This window comes from Aliivibrio sifiae (genome assembly GCF_002954715.1).
In the GTDB taxonomy this organism is placed as follows: domain Bacteria; phylum Pseudomonadota; class Gammaproteobacteria; order Enterobacterales; family Vibrionaceae; genus Aliivibrio; species Aliivibrio sifiae.
Genome location: NZ_MSCP01000002.1, coordinates 1,466,856 through 1,485,811, shown reverse-complemented (window position 1 = coordinate 1,485,811; position 18,956 = coordinate 1,466,856). Strand labels below are relative to the sequence as shown.

Genomic DNA, 18,956 nt, shown 5'->3' with positions numbered 1-18,956 from the left:
GATCTTGTCCTCTGTTATTGTTCAAGTTGTAAAGGTTGATCAAGTTCTAATAACTCAATCGTAACTCGGCGGTTTGTTAATCTTACGTGAGGCTCTGTTCCTTCAAAATAAGGGTCGTTAGATCCCACAGCATCAACATGAATACGGTTTTGAGCAAGTCCGAATATACTTAAATAACGTTTTACTTGTTTTGCTCTTTTAAGTGCTAATTCTTGATTTCCATCTTCTTCTCCAACAGCATCCGCGTGGCCTGTTACGAGTAATTTAAAATCCTGATTTTTAATAAGTAACTGAGATGCTTCAGATAGATTTACAATGTATTTAGGATTTAATTCAGCTGAGTTAAAAGCAAATTGGTTGTCTCGGTTTAAGAGATCATAGATTTTTTGTGCTAACTCAATGTCTGAATTTCCTGAATTTGAATCTGAAGGTGGTTGACATGTTTCTTGTCTTTTTACGTAATCTAATTGGCGTTCTAATCGTTTGAGTAAGTTTCGTTGAATAATCAGATCATTAGCAGCATCTAGCTGTAATCCACCTTCTAGCTCTCGAGCAATACGAGCTTCATTCTGTTTTGCTTGATGAACGGTTGCAGGAAAACACCACTCTGCTTTTTCTAAAATAAGAATATCAAGGTGACGAGCCGCAAGCTCCCAATCAAAACGTAAACCATGCTCTGGGCCTAAAGGTTGATCTGGCATCACGGGAGAGAATGCCGCTTGAGGATAGTTTTCTGCTTCTCCACCTTCACCAGGTTCGGCAAACGAGGTACAACCTGAAATAGAAAGAAATCCTAAGCTTAGAATGAGCAATTTTTGTTTGTTCATGATTTGGCTCTCCATGTGAACGATTATCCATTAAAACGAGATAATTAGTGTGTTGTGCTATTTACTGGAATTGCATTTTCAATGCGAAGTAATTTAAGTAATTCTAATGGTTGACCATGTGCATTTTGGATTTGCATGGTGCGCTCTTTTTCAACGAGTCGTTTGTAAAGGTATACAATTGCTCCAATACCTGAAGAGTCCAAAAAAGCGACTTGAGCGAGATCGATATGTACCTGACGGTGCTCTTGCTCAATAACTTGATCGATAGTTGGTTGAATATCTCGGCAACCTACGGCGTCCATATCACCTTGAACGGATAGGACTAGAGTATTTGTGTTAGATTCAAATTGATGTAGTTCCATAATAAGCTCCTAAGAATAAATCCATGTTGTGTTGATAGGTTTAATAGAGCAGTAAGTGTGCCAAAAAATATATTACTTATATTTCAATTCGTTATTATGTTTTCTTAAATTGGGAATGTGTTTTTAAAGTGATGTTCTCAATTTGCAATGCAGTTTGCAGAATAAGAAAAAAGAAGAATATAGAAGGAGGAAGTCACAGAGAAATAAGATAATACGAAAGGATATTATTTGACTAATTCAACCCGAATATAAAGTCACGATATAGTTTGATTTAAACGCTTGAATAGAGATGCAAAGTGATTTTCATTATAGTAATGATAAAACTATAATTTAATATTTCATTATTAATCAGTAGGTTAAAGTTGGCATGTCTTTTGAATGATCAGTAAGTAGAACATCATAACTAGAAGGGACAAGCTATGTATCTATTTATTAAGATAATGACATTCATACTCTTATTAGTCAGCCCAAAAGTCTTTGCGGTTGCTTTTGACTCATGCCCAAGTAAGGCTTATTTATTCCAAGGCAAACCTGTTTCAGTTTATGGTATTAATTTAGTTACTGGGACAAACAGTTTATTACAAGATGATACTGGATTACCTTCAAATATAAATGGAGTTGGTTTTAATGAAACTGACCGATATATATACGGGTATGACACAACCAATTATACAATTGTTCGTTTAGGACAAAATTTCCAAGCAACAACCTTGAATGTCAGTGGACTTCCTTCTGATAAAACCTTTTATGTAGGGGATGTTTATCAACATCACTATTACGTTTATAGAAGTGGCACTGGTTTCTATAAAATAGATCTGTCTCCTTTAGATAGTAATGTTAATGCCACACTTACTGCAGAGTTAATTACGTCGACAGCGTCTGTGAGCTTAACGGATTTTGCTTTCCATCCAAGCAATGATCATTTATATGGTGTAGATAATGGCAGCGGTGGTTTGTATGAGTTTAACATTTCTACTGGCGTAGCAACTTATATTGGGGACACTGGCGAAACAGGTACATTTGGTGCCATGTATTTTGATGTTGATGGCAACCTTTACCTTTCTCGTAATCAAGATGGTCAGGTATATCGTGTGAATTTATCGACTCAAGCCATTATTGATTCTGGAGTGGTTCCTGCGGTTAAATTTGCGGATGGCCCATTCTCTAGTCAAAATGATGGGGCTCGTTGTGCTAATGCACCACTGATTGATACTGATGAACCAGCAACCATTGACTTTGGTGATGCTCCAGACAGTTATGGTTCAACTCTTGCTTCTAATGGTGCCCGTCATGCACTTGATGATACGACTTGGTTAGGTAGCAGTGTTGATGGTGACTATTATGCGGCTCAGTCTCCAGATTCAGATGATTCAATTACCAGTGATGATGAAGATGGCGTTGGGTTTGTAACTGCGTTAGAACCCGGATTAGATTCTGTGATTAGTGTTACCGCTTCAACTGAAGGGGTGCTATCTGCATGGTTTGATTGGAATGATGATGGTGATTTCTCTGATGAAGGTGAGCAAGTTATTACTGATAAAGCATTAGTAACCGGTAGTAATAATATTGTTATCAGTGTGCCATTTGGAGCAACGGTTGGTAGTACTTGGTCAAGATTCCGTTTTAGTCAACAGAGTGGGTTAGCTTACTTTGGTGGTTCGACGTCAGGCGAAGTTGAGGATCATGAAATAACGATTGTTGATGCAAATACGACACAGCGTCATTTCCCATCAGCTACGGGTTACGTTACCTTGGCTTATGAAGATAATTGGCCTGAAACCGCTGATTACGATATGAATGATTTAGTTTTAAGATATCGAATTACGGAAGTATTGAAAAATGGAGAAGTAGCAAAAATTATTATTAGCGGTAAGTTGGCAGCAGTAGGTGCAAGTTATCACAGTGGCTTTGCTGTTAGATTGGAAAATATTATTGCGAGTGATATTGATACAACGAAAACACGTTTATATTACAACTCAGTGCTTCAAAGTGGTTCTCCACAAGAAGCGGGTATGAGTGAAGCAAGTTTCATCTTAATTAATGATGCTATTGATGTATCAAGCTATGACTGTTATTTCTTCCGAACTAACCATGGTTGCCGAGAAGACATTGGACTAGAGTTTGAACTTCAATTTAGTTTAACAACACCAGTTGCAACAGAAAATATGCCAGCAATGCCATATGACCCATTCTTGTTCGCTACTCCTGGTTATTATCATGGTCCTGTTTTTGCTCAAGCCCCTGGTCGATCTTATGAAATACATTTAGCCGACAAAGCCCCAACTGAGCAATTTAATACGGAATTTTATCAACTTGCTCAAGATACCAGTGATCCGAGTACGTCTCGATATTTCAAAACAGTAAATAATATGCCGTGGGCGTTACTTATTTACGATGAATGGCAATGGCCAAGAGAGTACGTGGATTTAACGACGGCGTATCCTGATTTTGCAGACTACACACTCTCTGGTGGTGAGACACATACAGATTGGTATGACATCAATAACGCAATAACCAATAAATATTATTAAGAAGAGGACGTTATTATGAAAAAGGTAATTATTGTAACTATGGCGTCACTGTTCTTAATGGCTTGTAGTGACAGTGGGGGAGGATCGTCTTCTAGTTCTGGTGGAGGCGGCGGATCTTCGGATGGAGGGACAGGAAGTAATCCACCTCCAGCAGCAGATAGCCCTATTGCATCAGATGATTCAGAACCAGTAAAAACACAGGATTTAGTGGCTCCTGAAGGGTTTACATTTAATCCAGTAATAAGCCAAACATTGAAAATTAATCTCAGCGGCTCATTACCAGCGAGAACTCATCTCACGATTTATTCAGGGTTTAAAGATAAAGAAGGTGGAGGGTTCATCGTTGATTACGACAGTAAAGTGATTGATTCCTCTATTAGTAATGGTGAGGGAATGATTGAGTTTTCTGTCGCAGAGAGTCAATCAAGTATTGCCGCTGAAATTTGGTCTTATGATGGTAGCGACCCTTTACAAAGAAAATTTGAAATAGATGGAGGAGAGCTTGTTTGGGAGTAATGGGTGCTAGTAATTCCCCCACTTTTAATTCATAAGAAAGTGGGGGAACTATCATTATACTTGTTTTGTTGGAAGTTCTGGGGAGGATGAGTTAGGTTCTTTTAATTCGATTTTTTTGATAAATGTAGAACCACATAATTCAGAGTTTCTTTCTTCGATAAAATTCTCATTAGCATGTAATTTCTTCAATATTGTGTCTCTTCTTTCCATTAAATGTTGAGACAGAGGCATATTTTGAATTAATGATACCATCGTACTTATTTTAGCGGGATTATCCATACTTAAAGCAATGTAGCATTCTAAGAGGCCAATACTTAATTCAGAAGAATAAGGGAATTGCACAAATGCCTTCTGATAGCGATCTAACTTTTCGTGTAACTCATTGATGGGCAGTGCATTATTATAAAGACTATCAACTTGGTTTATAGTGTATGACAATATCAGCATCGATTCTTTCAATTGAGTATCATTTTTAAGTACTTTTAAGTAATCAAGGCAATAATCATTAAATTGATGTTTTGTTTTAATTACAGAATTTACTTTTTCGAGTAACCATAGTTCGCCAAAAAATGATAATAAATATAATAGCTCGATGAGAACGACTGAGTTTAATCTATGTAAATTATCAAAGTAAGGTTGAGTGACTTTTAAGGTTATTTGCTTTGCTTTAACAATATCCCCTTCTTTAATTAGTTGTTTGCATTCACTGAAACTAAATAAAATGCTTAGTTGTTTTTTCTGTGTTTCAGTTAAACGGTATTCAGAGCGGCGAACGAAGTTCTTTTGTTCAAGAAGTAGTTGTTTTTTATCACTTTCAGATTGGCAATTTTGAATATATTCACCGAAGTAACTAAAGCATTCTGCTACGTATGAACACCAGTTTTGATCTGCTATAGGTAAGTGGTTTGCCAATAAATGTGAGGATTTAAGAAAGTAGCTTTTATTATTACAATTGAGTGCTAATTTTAATGTTTTCAAAGCCCTTGATGGTACGCTTGGCGTGAGTTCTAAAGCCGCATGTGCAGAAAATAAAGCATCTTCATAACGTAATTGCTGGATCTGTAATGAGCTTAAAAAATCAAAAGCAGAAGCAAATAAAGGATGCTTGCGACAAAGGGAGTCTGTTTTTTGTATTAATTCATCTGTGCTTGTCAGGTGAAGCTCAGCTTCTAGCTGTAATTTTACCAAGATATAATTACGTCGATTAACAAATTCTGGCTGCTGGCACAGTTTGATTAACTCTTCTTTATTATCTGGCAGGAAAAGATCAAACAAGAAAAGGTCTAATTCATTAAGGTTTTTAGTTTTCGCTAAATAGGTGGTTTTTTCTTTAAGAGCTTCGAGGTTGTTCCCTTCTTTTTTTAAAAAATAGAGATGTTTAAAAATTTGAAACTCTTGGTATGCGTCTGCCATTTTATAGCTAAGGATAGATTGACTTATTGGTTTACAAAGATAGTCGCCATTTCCTTTTGAAAGAGTGCTAAGCACTGTTTGAGTGGTATTGTCGCCAGAAATGGTTATTACCCTTGTATAAGGTTGAATAAAGCCTTTTTCTTTCAATAAATCATAAAGTTCAGAACCATTTAATATCTGTTCTAAGTGGTAATCAATAAATAGTAAAGAATAATGTTTTTTAGCACACATCTGCAGAGCTTGTTGATAAGAGTGTGCGTAACTTATTGATTTAAAACCTAGTAGCATAAGAAGTTTTGAAAGTGATAAAGATGATACGCGACAATCATCTACAATGAGTATATTGAATTGCTCTATCTTCTTTTTTTGCTCTATATTTTTTAATAAATTCATAATCTTATCCTGTTTTTATTTTTGTTATTTTTTCTAATAAGACTTCTTTTTTGAACGGCTTAGCAACATAGTCATCCATTCCTGATTCGTAGCATTTAGAGATATCTTGATCAAGCACGCTAGCGGTAAGTGCAATGATAGGGGTTTTCTTTCTATTTTGTTTTCTTTCAACTTCTCTTATTTCTTTAGTGGCTGAAAATCCATCTTTAATTGGCATCATGCAATCCATCAATATTAAGTTATAGATGTCACTTTCTGTAAATTTATCGATGGCCTCTTGTCCGTTATTTGCGATATCAAAGGTGTACCCTGAGCTATTTAAAAATAATGAAGCAACCTTTTGATTTACCAAGTTATCTTCAACAATTAAAATATGTTCTTTGATATTCTCACCCTCATAATGATGGTTACTGTCAGTGTGTTGTTGAGCTGATTTTTCTTGAACATCAACTATTAGTGTCGATATGTTTTCTGAATGGAAAGTTAGCGAGTTAGTTAATGTTTTGGTAAAGCGGTAACCGAGTAAAGGGTACGTTACCAATCCGTCGATAATGGATTCAAAATTGGTTGCTCTATTTTGATGATTTTGAATTAAAACGATAGGTGTTGCAGTGTACTTATTACGAAGTTTTAACAGCTTATTTTTACAACACATATTGACACAGTCATCGATGCAATAAAGGATAATCGCTTGTTCATTATCAAATAAAACAATGTCATCGATAGAATCTACCGCTATTGATTTAAATAGTTTTTGATATTTTAATTCTTCAATTATTGCATTTGCAAAGTTTGAATTATTGCCGACTAAAATGATCGATGTCTGTTCTAATTCTTTTAGTCGTAAAGTATTTTCATGAACTATTTCGGTTTCAATAGTAAAAGAAAAGTGACTGCCTTTATGTTTTTCAGATGTTAGTTTTAACTGACTCCCCATCAACTCTATCAATTGTTGGGTGATTGCTAGCCCAAGACCTGTGCCGCCATATTGGCGGGTGATTGAATTATCTTCTTGAGTAAACGGGTCAAATATTTTCTCTTGAGCATCTTTGTTTATTCCTATACCCGAGTCTGATACCGAAAGAGTGATTAACCCTCTATTCTGAGTTGTTGCTATAAAATCAGCTTTTATAGTGATGTGTCCTTCATGTGTAAATTTAATCGCATTAGAAGCTAAGTTCGTCAGGATTTGTTTTATACGATGATCATCTAGCATTAAATAGCGGGGTAAATTAGGGGCTATTTCGACATTGATGGCTAGATTTTTTTCTGTGGCTTTAGTGACACTAATAGAAATGGTATCAAAAATAAGCTCTCTAACATTTGTGCTGTGAACATGTAAGGCTAAGTTACCAGCTTCAATTTTAGATATATCCAGAATGTCATTAATTAGAATTAATAACGTTTGAGACGAGGTTTCAATGGTGTTGAGATAATCATGTTGAATGGGGGACAATTTCGTTTCTGATAAAATACCGGACATACCAATTATGCCATTTAATGGTGTTCTTATTTCGTGTGACATATTTGCTAAAAAAGAACTCTTTGCTAAGTTAGCTTGTTCTGCCTCTTCTTTAGCACCAATGATTTTTTCTTCATTTATGGCTCTTTCTGAAATTAACATATTGATATTTTTAGAAAATAAGGAAAGTTCATCTTTTCCATCTATTTTGATTTGAATGCTGTAATCATGATTTCTTTCAATTGTGGCCATAGACTGCGTAATGGTATTTAAATAAAAAATAATACGTTTTGATAATGAAATGCCTAGGTAAGAAATAATGAGTAATGACAAAATCAAAAAGCTAATAGAAAACAAAATAGAATAATGAATCTTTTTCAATTGGTTTTTAAGATCTGTTTTTAGGTCATTAGTTAATACTTTCGTTACTGATTGGATCAATAGAAGGCGATGATGAAGCGCTTGTATGCTTGAGTTGATATTTTGAAGTGAATAGTTTTTAGCTTTGTTTTTTATGACATCATTGCGAAATTGCATACTGATAGTAAAGCTATCATTGGTGAATGTTTTTAGTAATAACTCGATATCTATAGGATTGGCATTCATAGAGATAAATTGATTAACGTATAACTCTTGACGATAAAAAAGAGAGTGCAGTTCATCGTGATATTTCTGATCTGGGGTATTTACATCAAGGTTGATATACCAGTTTTCTTGTGTAGCCCAGTAACTTAACCATTGAAGCTGTAAGATAACCTGTTGCTTTTGATCTATTTCTTCGATGTAGGTCTGAAGATTTTCGGAGTTTTCTAAAGAATATATTCTATTTAATACGTCAGAAACCCAGCTTGACCACTCTTCAATATTACTTGAGGAAAACGTACCTATTTCAGCGTTTATTTCAATAAGTTCACTGACAGACCTACCCAATTCAGGATTGTTATTTTCATTTATATTGGCTTGCAATAACTTCAGCGCTATTTTTGACGATGATTTTTCGATGTCATTATTATTCTCATATAATGAATTTAAACGCAGATTATGCATGGCTGTAATGTAAGCCGATAAAGCTTCATTAAATAGTAAGCGTTCATTGATAGCATCAAGGGCTGTTAAGTTTTGCAGTTGTACTTTTATTTCTTTTGTAGATAAAGAAAATAAGATAATTAAAGGGAGAATCACCAAGGTTAACAGCCTTGATTTTAGCGAAAACCTATTCATTAATGACATAAAAACAATCCTTGTTTGAAAAAGCCATTCGTCCTGACCTATATTAAGAGCATAGGATATTAAATAAAAAAAGGTAGTGGTTTGTGTGAAAAATGCTGAGCTATTTATATCGCAATACTTAATTTTATTACTGATTTTATTATCTTTTTCTGTTTCGTTTTCAGTAAGAGCAAAAGCGATTATCGAAAGCTATGGATGGAGAGAGAATTACAGCGTTACCTCTGGACTGCGCTATGACTTAACTACAAAAGTATCAATTAATACGGAGTGGCAAATCATGGAGTTAATAGGAGATAAAGAAAATAATTCAGGACAGTTTACTGCTCATCATGATAATAAACAGACGAATATAATGACATTTATTGTTAATTTTATATTTTAAACGGAATTAATTATTAATCTTAAATTATTGTCTCTATTGTCATTAAAGTATATTTTATGCGGTGTCAATATCCTGACGTCTTAAATTTGATAATCTTGCTCATTTATTCGTGATGAGTATCTCATAACTTTTATTTAGAACGTAAAATTCATGTTACAGTATTGTGTGTTAATCGTATTTGAACCATAGTTTATTTATACCGCTGAATATACAGCCGGAAAAATAATATTACGTTTGCTAGGTAAAGGATAACTTATGATTCGTTCAAATAAAGAGACAAAAAATACTGAAAACGGAAGTTTAGATTCATATTCATTATATTTAAAAGAAATAAATAAATATCAACTTCTTACCGCTAAAGAAGAGGTTAGCTATAGCCGTTCTTATAAATCTGGTTGTATGAAATCAAGAAACAAGTTGATTGAATCCAATTTGAGACTTGTGGTTAAGATATCAAATAAATATAGAAATAGAAATCAAACAGACTTGTCTCCACTTGATATTATTGAAGAAGGCAATTTAGGGCTAATGAAAGCGATTGATAAATTTGATCCTGAATTAGGTTATCGTTTTTCTACTTATGCCGTTTGGTGGATAAAAGAATCGATTGAAAGTGCTCTATTTAATCACTCAAGAACGGTACGTTTACCTGTACACATTACTAAAGAATTGAACGTTTACTTGAGAGCTGCTCGAGAGTTAACTAAATCGCTCAAAAAAGAACCATCAATCAGTGATATTTCTTCGTATTGTGAAAAAGATGAATCTAAAGTTAATAAAATCATGGGTTTAGTTCCTTCCTCTACAACGTTTCGTTCTGCTTTAATTGAAGATAAGTCATCGATTCTTGTTGATTTATGCATTAATGATAATACAAAAGATCCAGATGAGTTTCTTTCTAAACTGAACTTAGAAGAGAATCTGTCATCTTGGATTAACTCTCTACAAGGGAGAGAGAAGCAAATTATAATTAATCGTTATGGGTTATTTGGTCATGATATTCAAACACTTGAAGAATTAGGTCATGCTCTTGATTTATCAAAAGAACGAGTTAGACAGATACAATCAGAAACGTTAATTAAGTTAAATACTATATTTTCAACTAATAATCTAAATTTAGAATCCGCATTAGGGTAATAGCTTTGTTTTAACATTGAGGGACTCTATATGGATATTAATATAGTTTTTAATGTGTTAACTGTTTTTAATATATTGGCACTACTTTATTCTATGCTTCTAATCAAAAGAATAGGGTTCCACAATTTTAAGCGTATAAAAACATATTTATCAATTATTTTTACTTTTTATTTTTGTGGTTTTTTATACATTGAAGGTTATTTTATAAAGCATGGCTTTGTTGATCATTCTGGTACAGCCGTATTAGTAATATCGACTATTGCAACGCAAACACTAGTAATGATATTATGGATAATAAGCCGTCTACTTAATCATTTTTTAATAATAAAGAAAATTAACAATAGCTATGGAATTTTAGTTTCAGGGAATAAGAGTGTTACTTATACCAAATCATTATCAAGTAAAATAGAATTAGGCGTCCCATTTAGTTTTATTAAAATTAAGATTAATAATAACAAGAAACTCATTGATTCTTCTACAGATAGAATTTTTGGGAAAGTAGTATCACATGCAGTGCTTATCTTAAAGAAGACGCTAAAAAATAAACATTTAGATTTCTTTCATGATAATCGCGAAATTATCATTATTAGTTATTCAACAAGTAAAGATGAACTGACACATATTGCAACTGAGATGCATGATGCGTTGATGTCACCTATCTTAATGAATGAACAACATTTTCTCTTACAGCCTATCATGGGGTGTGTTATTTCTACGTCGAAAATAACGACGGTAGAAGAGATTGTTAAGCAAGCAGATATTGCTTGTTACAAAGCAAAAAAATTAGGTTTAATCATCGATTTTTATCGTAGTACTTATACGAAATCTATCCATGAAGAAGTTGAAATTTTAAATAAATTAATTTATGCCATTCCTAATAATGAATTTGAACTGCATTACCAGCCTATAGTAAATAGCATTGATAAAACCATTCATGGTTATGAAGCTTTGATACGATGGCCGCAAGAAGATGGAACAATGATCCCGCCAGATAAGTTTATTAAAGTCGCAGAGAATAATAACTATATCAAAGGGATAACTCGGTGGGTGGTAAACCAAGTAACTCATGATATCGCTGGTTTTAAAAGAGAAAATTTACACCCACAAGTTCATATAAATGTATCCACGTTAGATCTGCATGATGATGATCTTTACGATCAGCTATTTACTTTAGTACGCAGTCAAAAATTGCACCCATCAGATGTGATTTTAGAAGTCACCGAAAGTGCGCTAATGACAGATGTTGATTCAGCTTACCTAATGCTTTCAAAATTATCAGAACTTGGTTTTTATATTAGTATTGATGATTTTGGTACGGGTTATTCTTCACTATCACTTCTTAGAGTTCTTTCATTTAATCAAATCAAAATTGATCAGTCTTTCATTCGTAATATGTCGATTGGTAATAGTGACTACGCCATTGTTGCGTCTACGATTTATCTTGCTCATAGCTTAGGTTGCAACGTGGTTGCTGAAGGGGTTGAAGACAAAGAATTATTTCATGAACTTAAAGAACTTGGTTGTGATTATATTCAAGGATATTACATCAGTAAGCCACAGGAGTTTACCAAGATGGTTCATTGGTCTTTAAAGCAAGTAGAAAGAGAAAAACAATTGGTTCTCGCATAATTGAAAAAAATACTGTTTTAATTACCTTTTTTGCTCTTTGTATCCTAAGTTATTTTTTATGAAAACAATGAATTCTAATGATGGAATTCGATTTCATCTGCCTCATTTTGGAGTGATTAAATGGATTTTTATTTTAAGAAATTCGAACATCGAAAACCACCAGAACCTGTCCCCCATAGTCACTCAAGAGAGCTAATGTACCAATATTTAGCAACGTGTAATCTGACGCTTGGCATTTGGTATTTATGGTGGCGTTGGAGTTTCGCTCTTAATTATGATGCATTATGGTTTTCACTTCCTTTGGCTTTTGCTGAGTCTTGTGCATTTATTGGATCATTATTGTTTACCTTTAATTTATGGAAAACAAAGGATGAGCCGAAGCGAGAGCCACCGCATAAGATTAAAGAGTGTGTGCTAGATACGGAAGAAGATAGACCCATCAGTGTTGATGTATTTTTTCCGTCATACGACGAAGAGCCTGAATTAGTGAAACTGAGTATTTTAGATGCTCAGAAAGTGACTTACCCATACGATATTGATATCAATATTTTCATTCTTGATGATGGTAAGCGTGAAACGATGGCAGAGCTAGCCAAAGAAATGAACATCGGCTATATCACTCGTGAAGGAAATACAGGCTTTAAAGCAGGTAATTTACGTAATGCGATGGAACAAACTTATGGCGACTTTGTTGTTATTTGCGATGCTGATACACGCCCGTTCTCTACAATTTTAGAGCATACATTGGGTTACTTTAGAGATCCTGATGTTGCTTGGGTCCAGACACCGCAATGGTTCTTTGATATTCCTGAAGGAGAGCGATTACCAGCCTTTTTAACTCGTAAATTTGGTTCGTTTTCAGGAAAAATAGGGAGAGGTATTGAGAAGTTTTATGGTCCAGTTACGTTAGGGGATGATCCTTTTGTTAATGATCCTCAAATGTTTTACGACGTCATTCAGCGTCGTAGAAATTGGGCAAATGCTTCATTTTGTTGTGGCGCAGGTTCTATTCACCGACGTGAAGCTGTTATGGAAGCCGCACTTCGTAGTTACAGCGAACAAATAGTAAAAGAACAATCTGAAATAGAAAAACAAATCAGAAAGATGACCAAAGAAAAATCAGTAGATAAAGACGTTTCTGACAATCTAAAGCAAGAGATTTTTATTGATACCGAATTTACTCCTTATAAATTCCACGTATCAGAAGACCTGTATACCTCGTTAGTTCTGCATTCTGATTCAGAAAGGAATTGGCGTTCAGTCATGCATCCTGAAGTTGAAAGTAAAATGTTGTCTCCACAAGACTTACAAACATGGACTGTGCAACGGTTTAAATATTCTGGCGGGTCTATCGATATCTTTATGAATGATAACCCTTTATTTAGGAAAGGGATGAGCTTAAAGCAAAAGCTAATGTATGGTGCAAGCTTTTGGTCGAACTTATCTGCTGTGTGGAACATTATTTTCTTATTATGCCCAATCGTCTATTTCTTAACGAGCATCGCCCCTGTCAGTGCTTATGATGTCACTTTTTATATGCACTTCTTACCTTTTGTTCTTACTGCTGAGCTCGCAATGATGGTGGGGACTTGGGGGGTAGCTGGTTACAAAGGGAAGACAAACTTCCTTTCCTTCTTCCCTGTTAATTTTAAAGCACTTTGGACAGTATTAAGAGGGAAGAAAATCAGTTTTCCTACGACACCTAAAGAGAGACAAAACGGAACCTTCTTTAAGCTGGTTATTCCTCAAATGGCGGTATTTGGCTTGAGCTTATTTAGCTTAATTTATGCGTGGACTGGCTACTCAACAGGAACATATGGAAGTTACTCGTTTGGTGGTTTAGTGCTAAATACGTTTTGGATTATTAATAATATGATGGCGATGTGGGGCATGATAGCCTCGGCGTTTTGGAATCCAAAACCAAGTGATGATGAACAACAAGAATCAGAACAAGGAAAAGAGGAAGTAGAATATGGAATTTAAAAAAGCCGTTGTGAATGCTCGTCATCATATCGTATTTATTCTTGGATTGGCGACCGCATTATTCATCTCGTTTACGATAGAAACTCGAGAGGCTCCTCAAGTATTAGGTAACATAACCTTTGAAAGTTCTGAGCCGATCCCATTAAAAACGAGCCGTATTTTAACTCAAGAAGAGTATCAATGGGCGAATACTGCTTGGCAATATTTTGAAAACAATTATCAAGAAAATACTGGATTAGTAAATTCAGTAGATGGTTATGAATCAACGACGATGTGGGATACCGCCTCTTACATTATGGGGTTAATCTCGGCAGAGAAACTGAACGTAATCACTGATGATGTCTTTACTATTCGAATGGAAAAGGTGCTACAAACCCTTGCTCGTTTACCTCTAGTAGATAATCGTTTGCCAAATAAAGCTTACAATACCGTTACTTTGGAAATGGTGGATTACAGTAATAAGCCAACCCCAAATGGCATTGGTTGGTCAGCGATTGATATTGGTCGAATTTTGGTCCCTATGAATATTATTGTCTGGCAGTACCCTCAATTTAATAAGCAAGTGAACAATGTACTTAATGCATGGCATGTCGGAGATATGATTAAAGAGGGGTATTTATATGGTTCTCGTTTATCGACGTCTTCTGATGGGTTTGAACTGGTTCAAGAAGGCCGAATCGGCTATGAAGAATACGCAGCTAAATCTATGTCCTTGATGGGGCGTGATGTTTTTAATGCGATGAAATATATTGATTACCTTGAATTTAAAACCATCAGTGGAGTAGAAGTTCCTACGGATCTGCGAGATCCGGCAAAATACCACGCTCATAACTATGTAGTTAGTGAATCTTATATTCTTGATGGCTTAGAGTTTGGTGCAGACAGTGTATCGAAGATATTTGCACATCGCGTTTATCAAGCTCAAGAAGCTCGTTATAACGATACTGGGATTGTAACTGCCGTAAGTGAAGATAACTTAGATCAAGCCCCTTACTTTGTCTATAACACGGTGTTTTCTGATGGTAAAGAATGGAATGCAATCACTGATACTGGTGAAGATGCGTCAGAGTTTAAATCGTTATCAACTAAGGCTGCATTTGGTTGGTACGCCTTATATAAGACAGATTATACCGAGGTGTTAATTCAAGAAGCCCAGACGTTATTCTCTGAAGATAAAGGTTGGTATTCGGGCCGCTATGAATTAACGGGAGAAATTAACAAAGCCATTACCGCAAACACTAATGGCATTGTTTTGGAATCTCTTGCGTATATTGAAAATGGTTCATTACTAAGTGTTGGCATTAAGTAATAAGCATTGGGAAAGGAGAGCCTCTATGCGTTATATCTCAATCGGATTACTGAGCTTATTCATCATCGGATGTGGTAATAAGTACGATCAATTCTCAGAAGATATTGTAGATAAAAAAGATCACTGGACAGTGCCGAAAGCACGTCAAAGTACCTTAACAGAAAAAGAAATGGACATGGCAAGAGTTGCTTGGACCTATTTTGAAAACAATTATCAAGAATCAACAGGGCTTGTGAATGCGGTAAACAACTACCCATCAGTGACCTGGTGGGATGCTGCGTCTTACCTTGCGGGAATGACGAGTGCGTATGAGCTAGGCATTATCGAAAAAGAAGAGTTCGATATGCGTTTGATTAAGTTTTTGACCACTTTAAACACTCTAGATCTGTTCCGTGGGGAACTGCCAAATAAAGCTTACAATACCCAGAATGCGGCAAAAGTGGATTACGGTAATCAACCGGGGGAAATTGGTTACTCAGCTTTAGATCTAGGGCGTTTACTTATTTGGCTTCATATTTTAAAAAATAGATACCCAGAGTTTGCGACCAGTATTGATTCTGTTGTTCTACGTTGGAATTTTTGTAATGTTGTTGATGAAAACGGCACCATGTTTGGGGCGTTATTCGAGCAAGGAAAACCGGTTCAGTACCTTCAAGAAGGGCGCTTAGGGTACGAAGAATACGCAGCAAAAGGATTCCAATTATGGGGGTTTGATACCTCTCAAGCATCAATGCCTGAGCCATACGGTACCATTAACTTATATGGTTATGATGTTCCTTATGACACCCGAGACCCAAGAAAACTTAAAGCTCACAGTTATGTGGTAACTGAAAGTTATGTACTTGATGCGATTGAATTAGGTTGGGATCTAACCAGTGACCGTAGTAAGCATGATACGAGTTATTCTAATGGTTGGATGGCTGAATTTGCCTTGAATATTTATCGAGTTCAAGAAGAGCGATACAAGCAAACTGGTATCATTACTGCACGAACAGAGCATCAATTAGCAGGGGCTCCGTATTTTGTTTATGACACTATTTATACTGATGGATTTGCGTGGAATACCATTTCTGAAAATGGTGAATTTTTACCACAGTATTCGGCGGTTGCAGTAAAAGGTGCGATGGGAATGTGGGTACTGTGGGACACAGAATATACTGACTTGTTGTTTGATCATATTTCGAATTTATATGATCGAGATAAAGGGTTTTATGAGGGTGTATTTGAAAACGGAACTGGCTTAATCAATACATTCACTTCAAATAATAATGGCATCACATTGGAGATTTTACTTTATAAAGAACAAGGAAAACTTTTAACTTATAAAGATAATGTAGTTCCAAGCCTTTGGGAGAAAGCACTAGAATCGCCATTTGGTTATGAGGGGCAATGTTTACCACGAAAACCCATGAAACCTTCCCGCTTGTAGTATTGATAAAGGAATATGAATGCTAAAAAGTGCAGTACTGATCTTAATTAGCCTTCTTTTGTCATCTTGTGGTGTGTTGTATAAGGGCGTTCAAGATGGAGTGAGTTCTCTTAATCAGTCGCAGGCAATACGACAAGGTAGGTATGGTGATTTAACAGAAGGTGAGCTTGAATGGGCTCGCCTTGCTTGGGTGTATGTAGAAAATAATACTCAATTAGCAACAGGTCTTGTAAACAGTATTGATAACTACCCAACCACTAATATGTCAGGAATTGCAGATTATTTATTGGCTTTGACTGCGGCGCGTGAGTTTGAATTTATTACTAGCAAAGAGCACGATGAACGTCTTTCTCTTGTGTTAACTTTTCTGAATGAAATGCCCCTCAGTATTGGTCAAATACCGAATAAGGTTTATAGCACCCAAACGGGTCAAATGGTTGATTATGGTAATCAACCTAATGATATTGGGTGGTCTTCTATTGATGTTGGTCGTTTACTGATTGTACTTGCTATTGTGAAGCAATATAACCCCCAATTCATTGAATACATTGATAAAGCCGTATTGAAGTGGAACTTCTGTGAACTGGTTAATGAAGACGGTGAATTATTTGGTGGAACAGTAAATAACGGTAATGTATCTCGCTATAAAGAAGGGCGCTTAGGTGTTGAGGAATATACTTCTTATGGCTATTTAGATTGGCAAATTGTGCCAGAAAAGGCGATGAGGCTAGATCCTTACAATGTTGCCACCATGTATGGAATCGATTTTTTATTTGATGGACGAGATCCACGTCTATTTGATGTTCTTAGACCTGTTTATAGCACGCCTTATTTACGCTTAGGGTTAGAATTTAATTGGGATGATATTACAGACAGCAGTTCTAGTGATGCAAGTCATAGTAATGAAGTGATGTCTGCAATGGCGGATTCTGTTTATCGAATTCAAGAGGCTCGCTGGGACAATGATCGTATTTATACCGCGAGAGGTGAGCACATTGTTTCTGGTGATCCTTACTTTGTTTATGATGCTATTTATGCCTTAGGGACACCTTGGATTACCTTATCGGAAGATGGCAGTTCGTATGATGAGTTGGCGTTGGTTTCTACTCGTGTTGCTTTTCAAATGTGGGCACTATGGCGAACAGATTATACCGATAGATTGATGGTCCTTGTTCAAGAATTATATGATCCAGATAGAGGGTGGTATGAGGGACGTTATGAGCTAAACAGCCGCTATGAAAAAAGTATTTCTTTACAGACTAATGCTGGGGTATTAGAGGCATTATTGTATAAAGCCAATGGTAAACTTTATCAACCAGAGAAGAGTAAAGAGTATAGAGACGTACAGTTTAAATCTCGCTTTTCACATCCTGGTCATTGTTTAGTGGAGACATTCCGATGATGAGATACACATCGATTTCTTTAGCGGTAATGTTATTAAGTTCTCCAGTCTCTTTAGCAAAGGTAGTTGAGATTGACCTTGCTATATATGGTAAGGGAACAATGTTAGCTAATAGTCCAAGAGAAAGACAATCAGCAGATTATTGGCATCGCTTATCAAACAAAATCATGGCGTCTGAATCTAAGCTAGGCGCTCAAAAAATGTGGCAATATGCAGGTTTATCAGAGGCATTAGCCGCGATTGCTGCAAATAAACGTAATGATGTTAAAGCTTATGAATATTGGTCAAACAGCACTCGTTATTTATTAACGGGTGGAACAGAGTGGCCACAGATGCAGAAGTATTTACATCGTCGCTATGAAAATATTAATACTCAATTATCAACTCAACTGACCACTTCTGATGTCGGTGTCTCTTTAGATAATCAATGGCAACAAGAGCTGACCATTTTACAAATATGGGAAGAAAAGTTAGGTGTTTTTACTTTTAAAGGGCCTAAATTAGGATTGAAGTCAGTGGGATCTTCTATCTCTTATAATGCGAGTAATACAATAGAAACCCCCAATTATAATTCAGCACGGGCATCCAAAGCCTCTGAGGGGGGAGGTAAGAAAAAACTGACGGGATTAAGTCGTTCTTTTTCACGAGGGCAGAGTGTGATCCCTGTGCTTAATGAAGAGAAGCAAGACGAAAAAGAGACAAAGGAAAGTATTAAAACAGATCAAGTAATACAATCTTCTTCGGAGAAATCGAACACTGTTGTAATAACTCCAGATGAGGAGTTTGATTATCGAGCAGTAGAAAAAAATAATGAAAAGGAAGACAAGGTTACAAATAAAGCAGTATACAACCCTATCCATAAAGCCAATATCGGTACTGAAGATAAGAATAAAGTTGAAGTATTACAACGAAGAACATTTATTCCCACAGTGACTGAAGAGTCTAAATAAA

Annotated in this window: 14 protein-coding genes; 10 read left to right on the top strand and 4 right to left on the bottom strand. The window is 35.7% G+C overall.

Annotated features, from left to right (window positions below):
* Nucleotides 1-14: 14 nt before the first annotated feature.
* Together BTO23_RS17705 and BTO23_RS17700 are read right to left on the bottom strand one after the other, a co-directional pair.
* On the bottom strand, nt 15-842 hold the full coding sequence (locus tag BTO23_RS17705) for an OmpA family protein (protein ID WP_061004032.1): 828 nt from the start codon (nt 840-842) through the stop codon (nt 15-17).
* Between the two features lie 29 nt (nt 843-871).
* A complete protein-coding gene (locus tag BTO23_RS17700) occupies nt 872-1,189 on the bottom strand; it encodes an STAS domain-containing protein (RefSeq protein ID WP_060993176.1) in 318 nt (105 codons plus the stop codon).
* Between the two features lie 419 nt (nt 1,190-1,608).
* On the opposite strand from BTO23_RS17700, the gene BTO23_RS17695 reads away from it, so the two are divergent.
* Entirely contained in the window at nt 1,609-3,720 is a 2,112-nt protein-coding gene (locus BTO23_RS17695) for an LruC domain-containing protein (protein WP_105064183.1), read from the top strand.
* Between the two features lie 15 nt (nt 3,721-3,735).
* Entirely contained in the window at nt 3,736-4,236 is a 501-nt protein-coding gene (locus tag BTO23_RS17690; RefSeq protein ID WP_061012435.1) for a hypothetical protein, read from the top strand.
* A 54-nt stretch (nt 4,237-4,290) separates the two neighbouring features.
* Here the strand turns inward: BTO23_RS17690 and BTO23_RS17685 are convergent, their stop codons facing one another.
* Both BTO23_RS17685 and BTO23_RS17680 read right to left on the bottom strand, forming a co-directional pair.
* Nucleotides 4,291-6,042: a response regulator gene (locus tag BTO23_RS17685; RefSeq protein ID WP_105064182.1), complete on the bottom strand. Its 1,752-nt coding sequence runs from the start codon at nt 6,040-6,042 to the stop codon at nt 4,291-4,293.
* Between the two features lie 4 nt (nt 6,043-6,046).
* Nucleotides 6,047-8,734, bottom strand: a complete 2,688-nt coding sequence (locus tag BTO23_RS17680) for an ATP-binding protein (protein WP_105064181.1) — start codon at nt 8,732-8,734, stop codon at nt 6,047-6,049.
* Nucleotides 8,735-8,819: 85 nt separating this feature from the next.
* Here BTO23_RS17680 and BTO23_RS17675 point away from each other — a divergent pair, with 85 nt between their 5' ends.
* The 8 genes from BTO23_RS17675 (at nt 8,820) to BTO23_RS17640 (ending at nt 18,955) form a co-directional block, all read left to right on the top strand.
* Nucleotides 8,820-9,116 (top strand): hypothetical protein, encoded by a 297-nt coding sequence (locus BTO23_RS17675; protein ID WP_105064180.1) that lies wholly within the window; start codon nt 8,820-8,822, stop codon nt 9,114-9,116.
* Between the two features lie 255 nt (nt 9,117-9,371).
* Nucleotides 9,372-10,253, top strand: coding sequence for a sigma-70 family RNA polymerase sigma factor (locus BTO23_RS17670; protein ID WP_060993184.1), 882 nt, complete (start codon nt 9,372-9,374; stop codon nt 10,251-10,253).
* Nucleotides 10,254-10,283: 30 nt separating this feature from the next.
* Entirely contained in the window at nt 10,284-11,882 is a 1,599-nt protein-coding gene (locus BTO23_RS17665) for a GGDEF domain-containing phosphodiesterase (RefSeq protein WP_105064179.1), read from the top strand.
* A 120-nt stretch (nt 11,883-12,002) separates the two neighbouring features.
* Nucleotides 12,003-13,865 carry a glycosyltransferase family 2 protein gene (locus BTO23_RS17660; RefSeq protein WP_105064178.1) on the top strand — a complete coding sequence of 621 codons (1,863 nt, stop codon included), beginning with the start codon at nt 12,003-12,005 and terminating at the stop codon, nt 13,863-13,865.
* Nucleotides 13,855-15,174 carry a DUF3131 domain-containing protein gene (locus BTO23_RS17655; RefSeq protein ID WP_061004044.1) on the top strand — a complete coding sequence of 440 codons (1,320 nt, stop codon included), beginning with the start codon at nt 13,855-13,857 and terminating at the stop codon, nt 15,172-15,174. The genes BTO23_RS17660 and BTO23_RS17655 overlap by 11 nt, the downstream gene beginning before the upstream one ends.
* Before the next feature lie 25 nt (nt 15,175-15,199).
* The gene (locus BTO23_RS17650; RefSeq protein ID WP_061004046.1) at nt 15,200-16,603 is read left to right on the top strand and encodes a DUF3131 domain-containing protein; all 1,404 of its coding nucleotides are present in this window, start codon (nt 15,200-15,202) and stop codon (nt 16,601-16,603) included.
* A 19-nt stretch (nt 16,604-16,622) separates the two neighbouring features.
* Complete coding sequence (locus BTO23_RS17645; RefSeq protein WP_105064177.1) at nt 16,623-18,005, top strand: DUF3131 domain-containing protein; 1,383 nt, start codon at nt 16,623-16,625, stop codon at nt 18,003-18,005.
* Nucleotides 18,002-18,955 carry a hypothetical protein gene (locus BTO23_RS17640; RefSeq protein ID WP_105064176.1) on the top strand — a complete coding sequence of 318 codons (954 nt, stop codon included), beginning with the start codon at nt 18,002-18,004 and terminating at the stop codon, nt 18,953-18,955. The genes BTO23_RS17645 and BTO23_RS17640 overlap by 4 nt, the downstream gene beginning before the upstream one ends.
* Nucleotide 18,956: the final 1 nt, after the last annotated feature.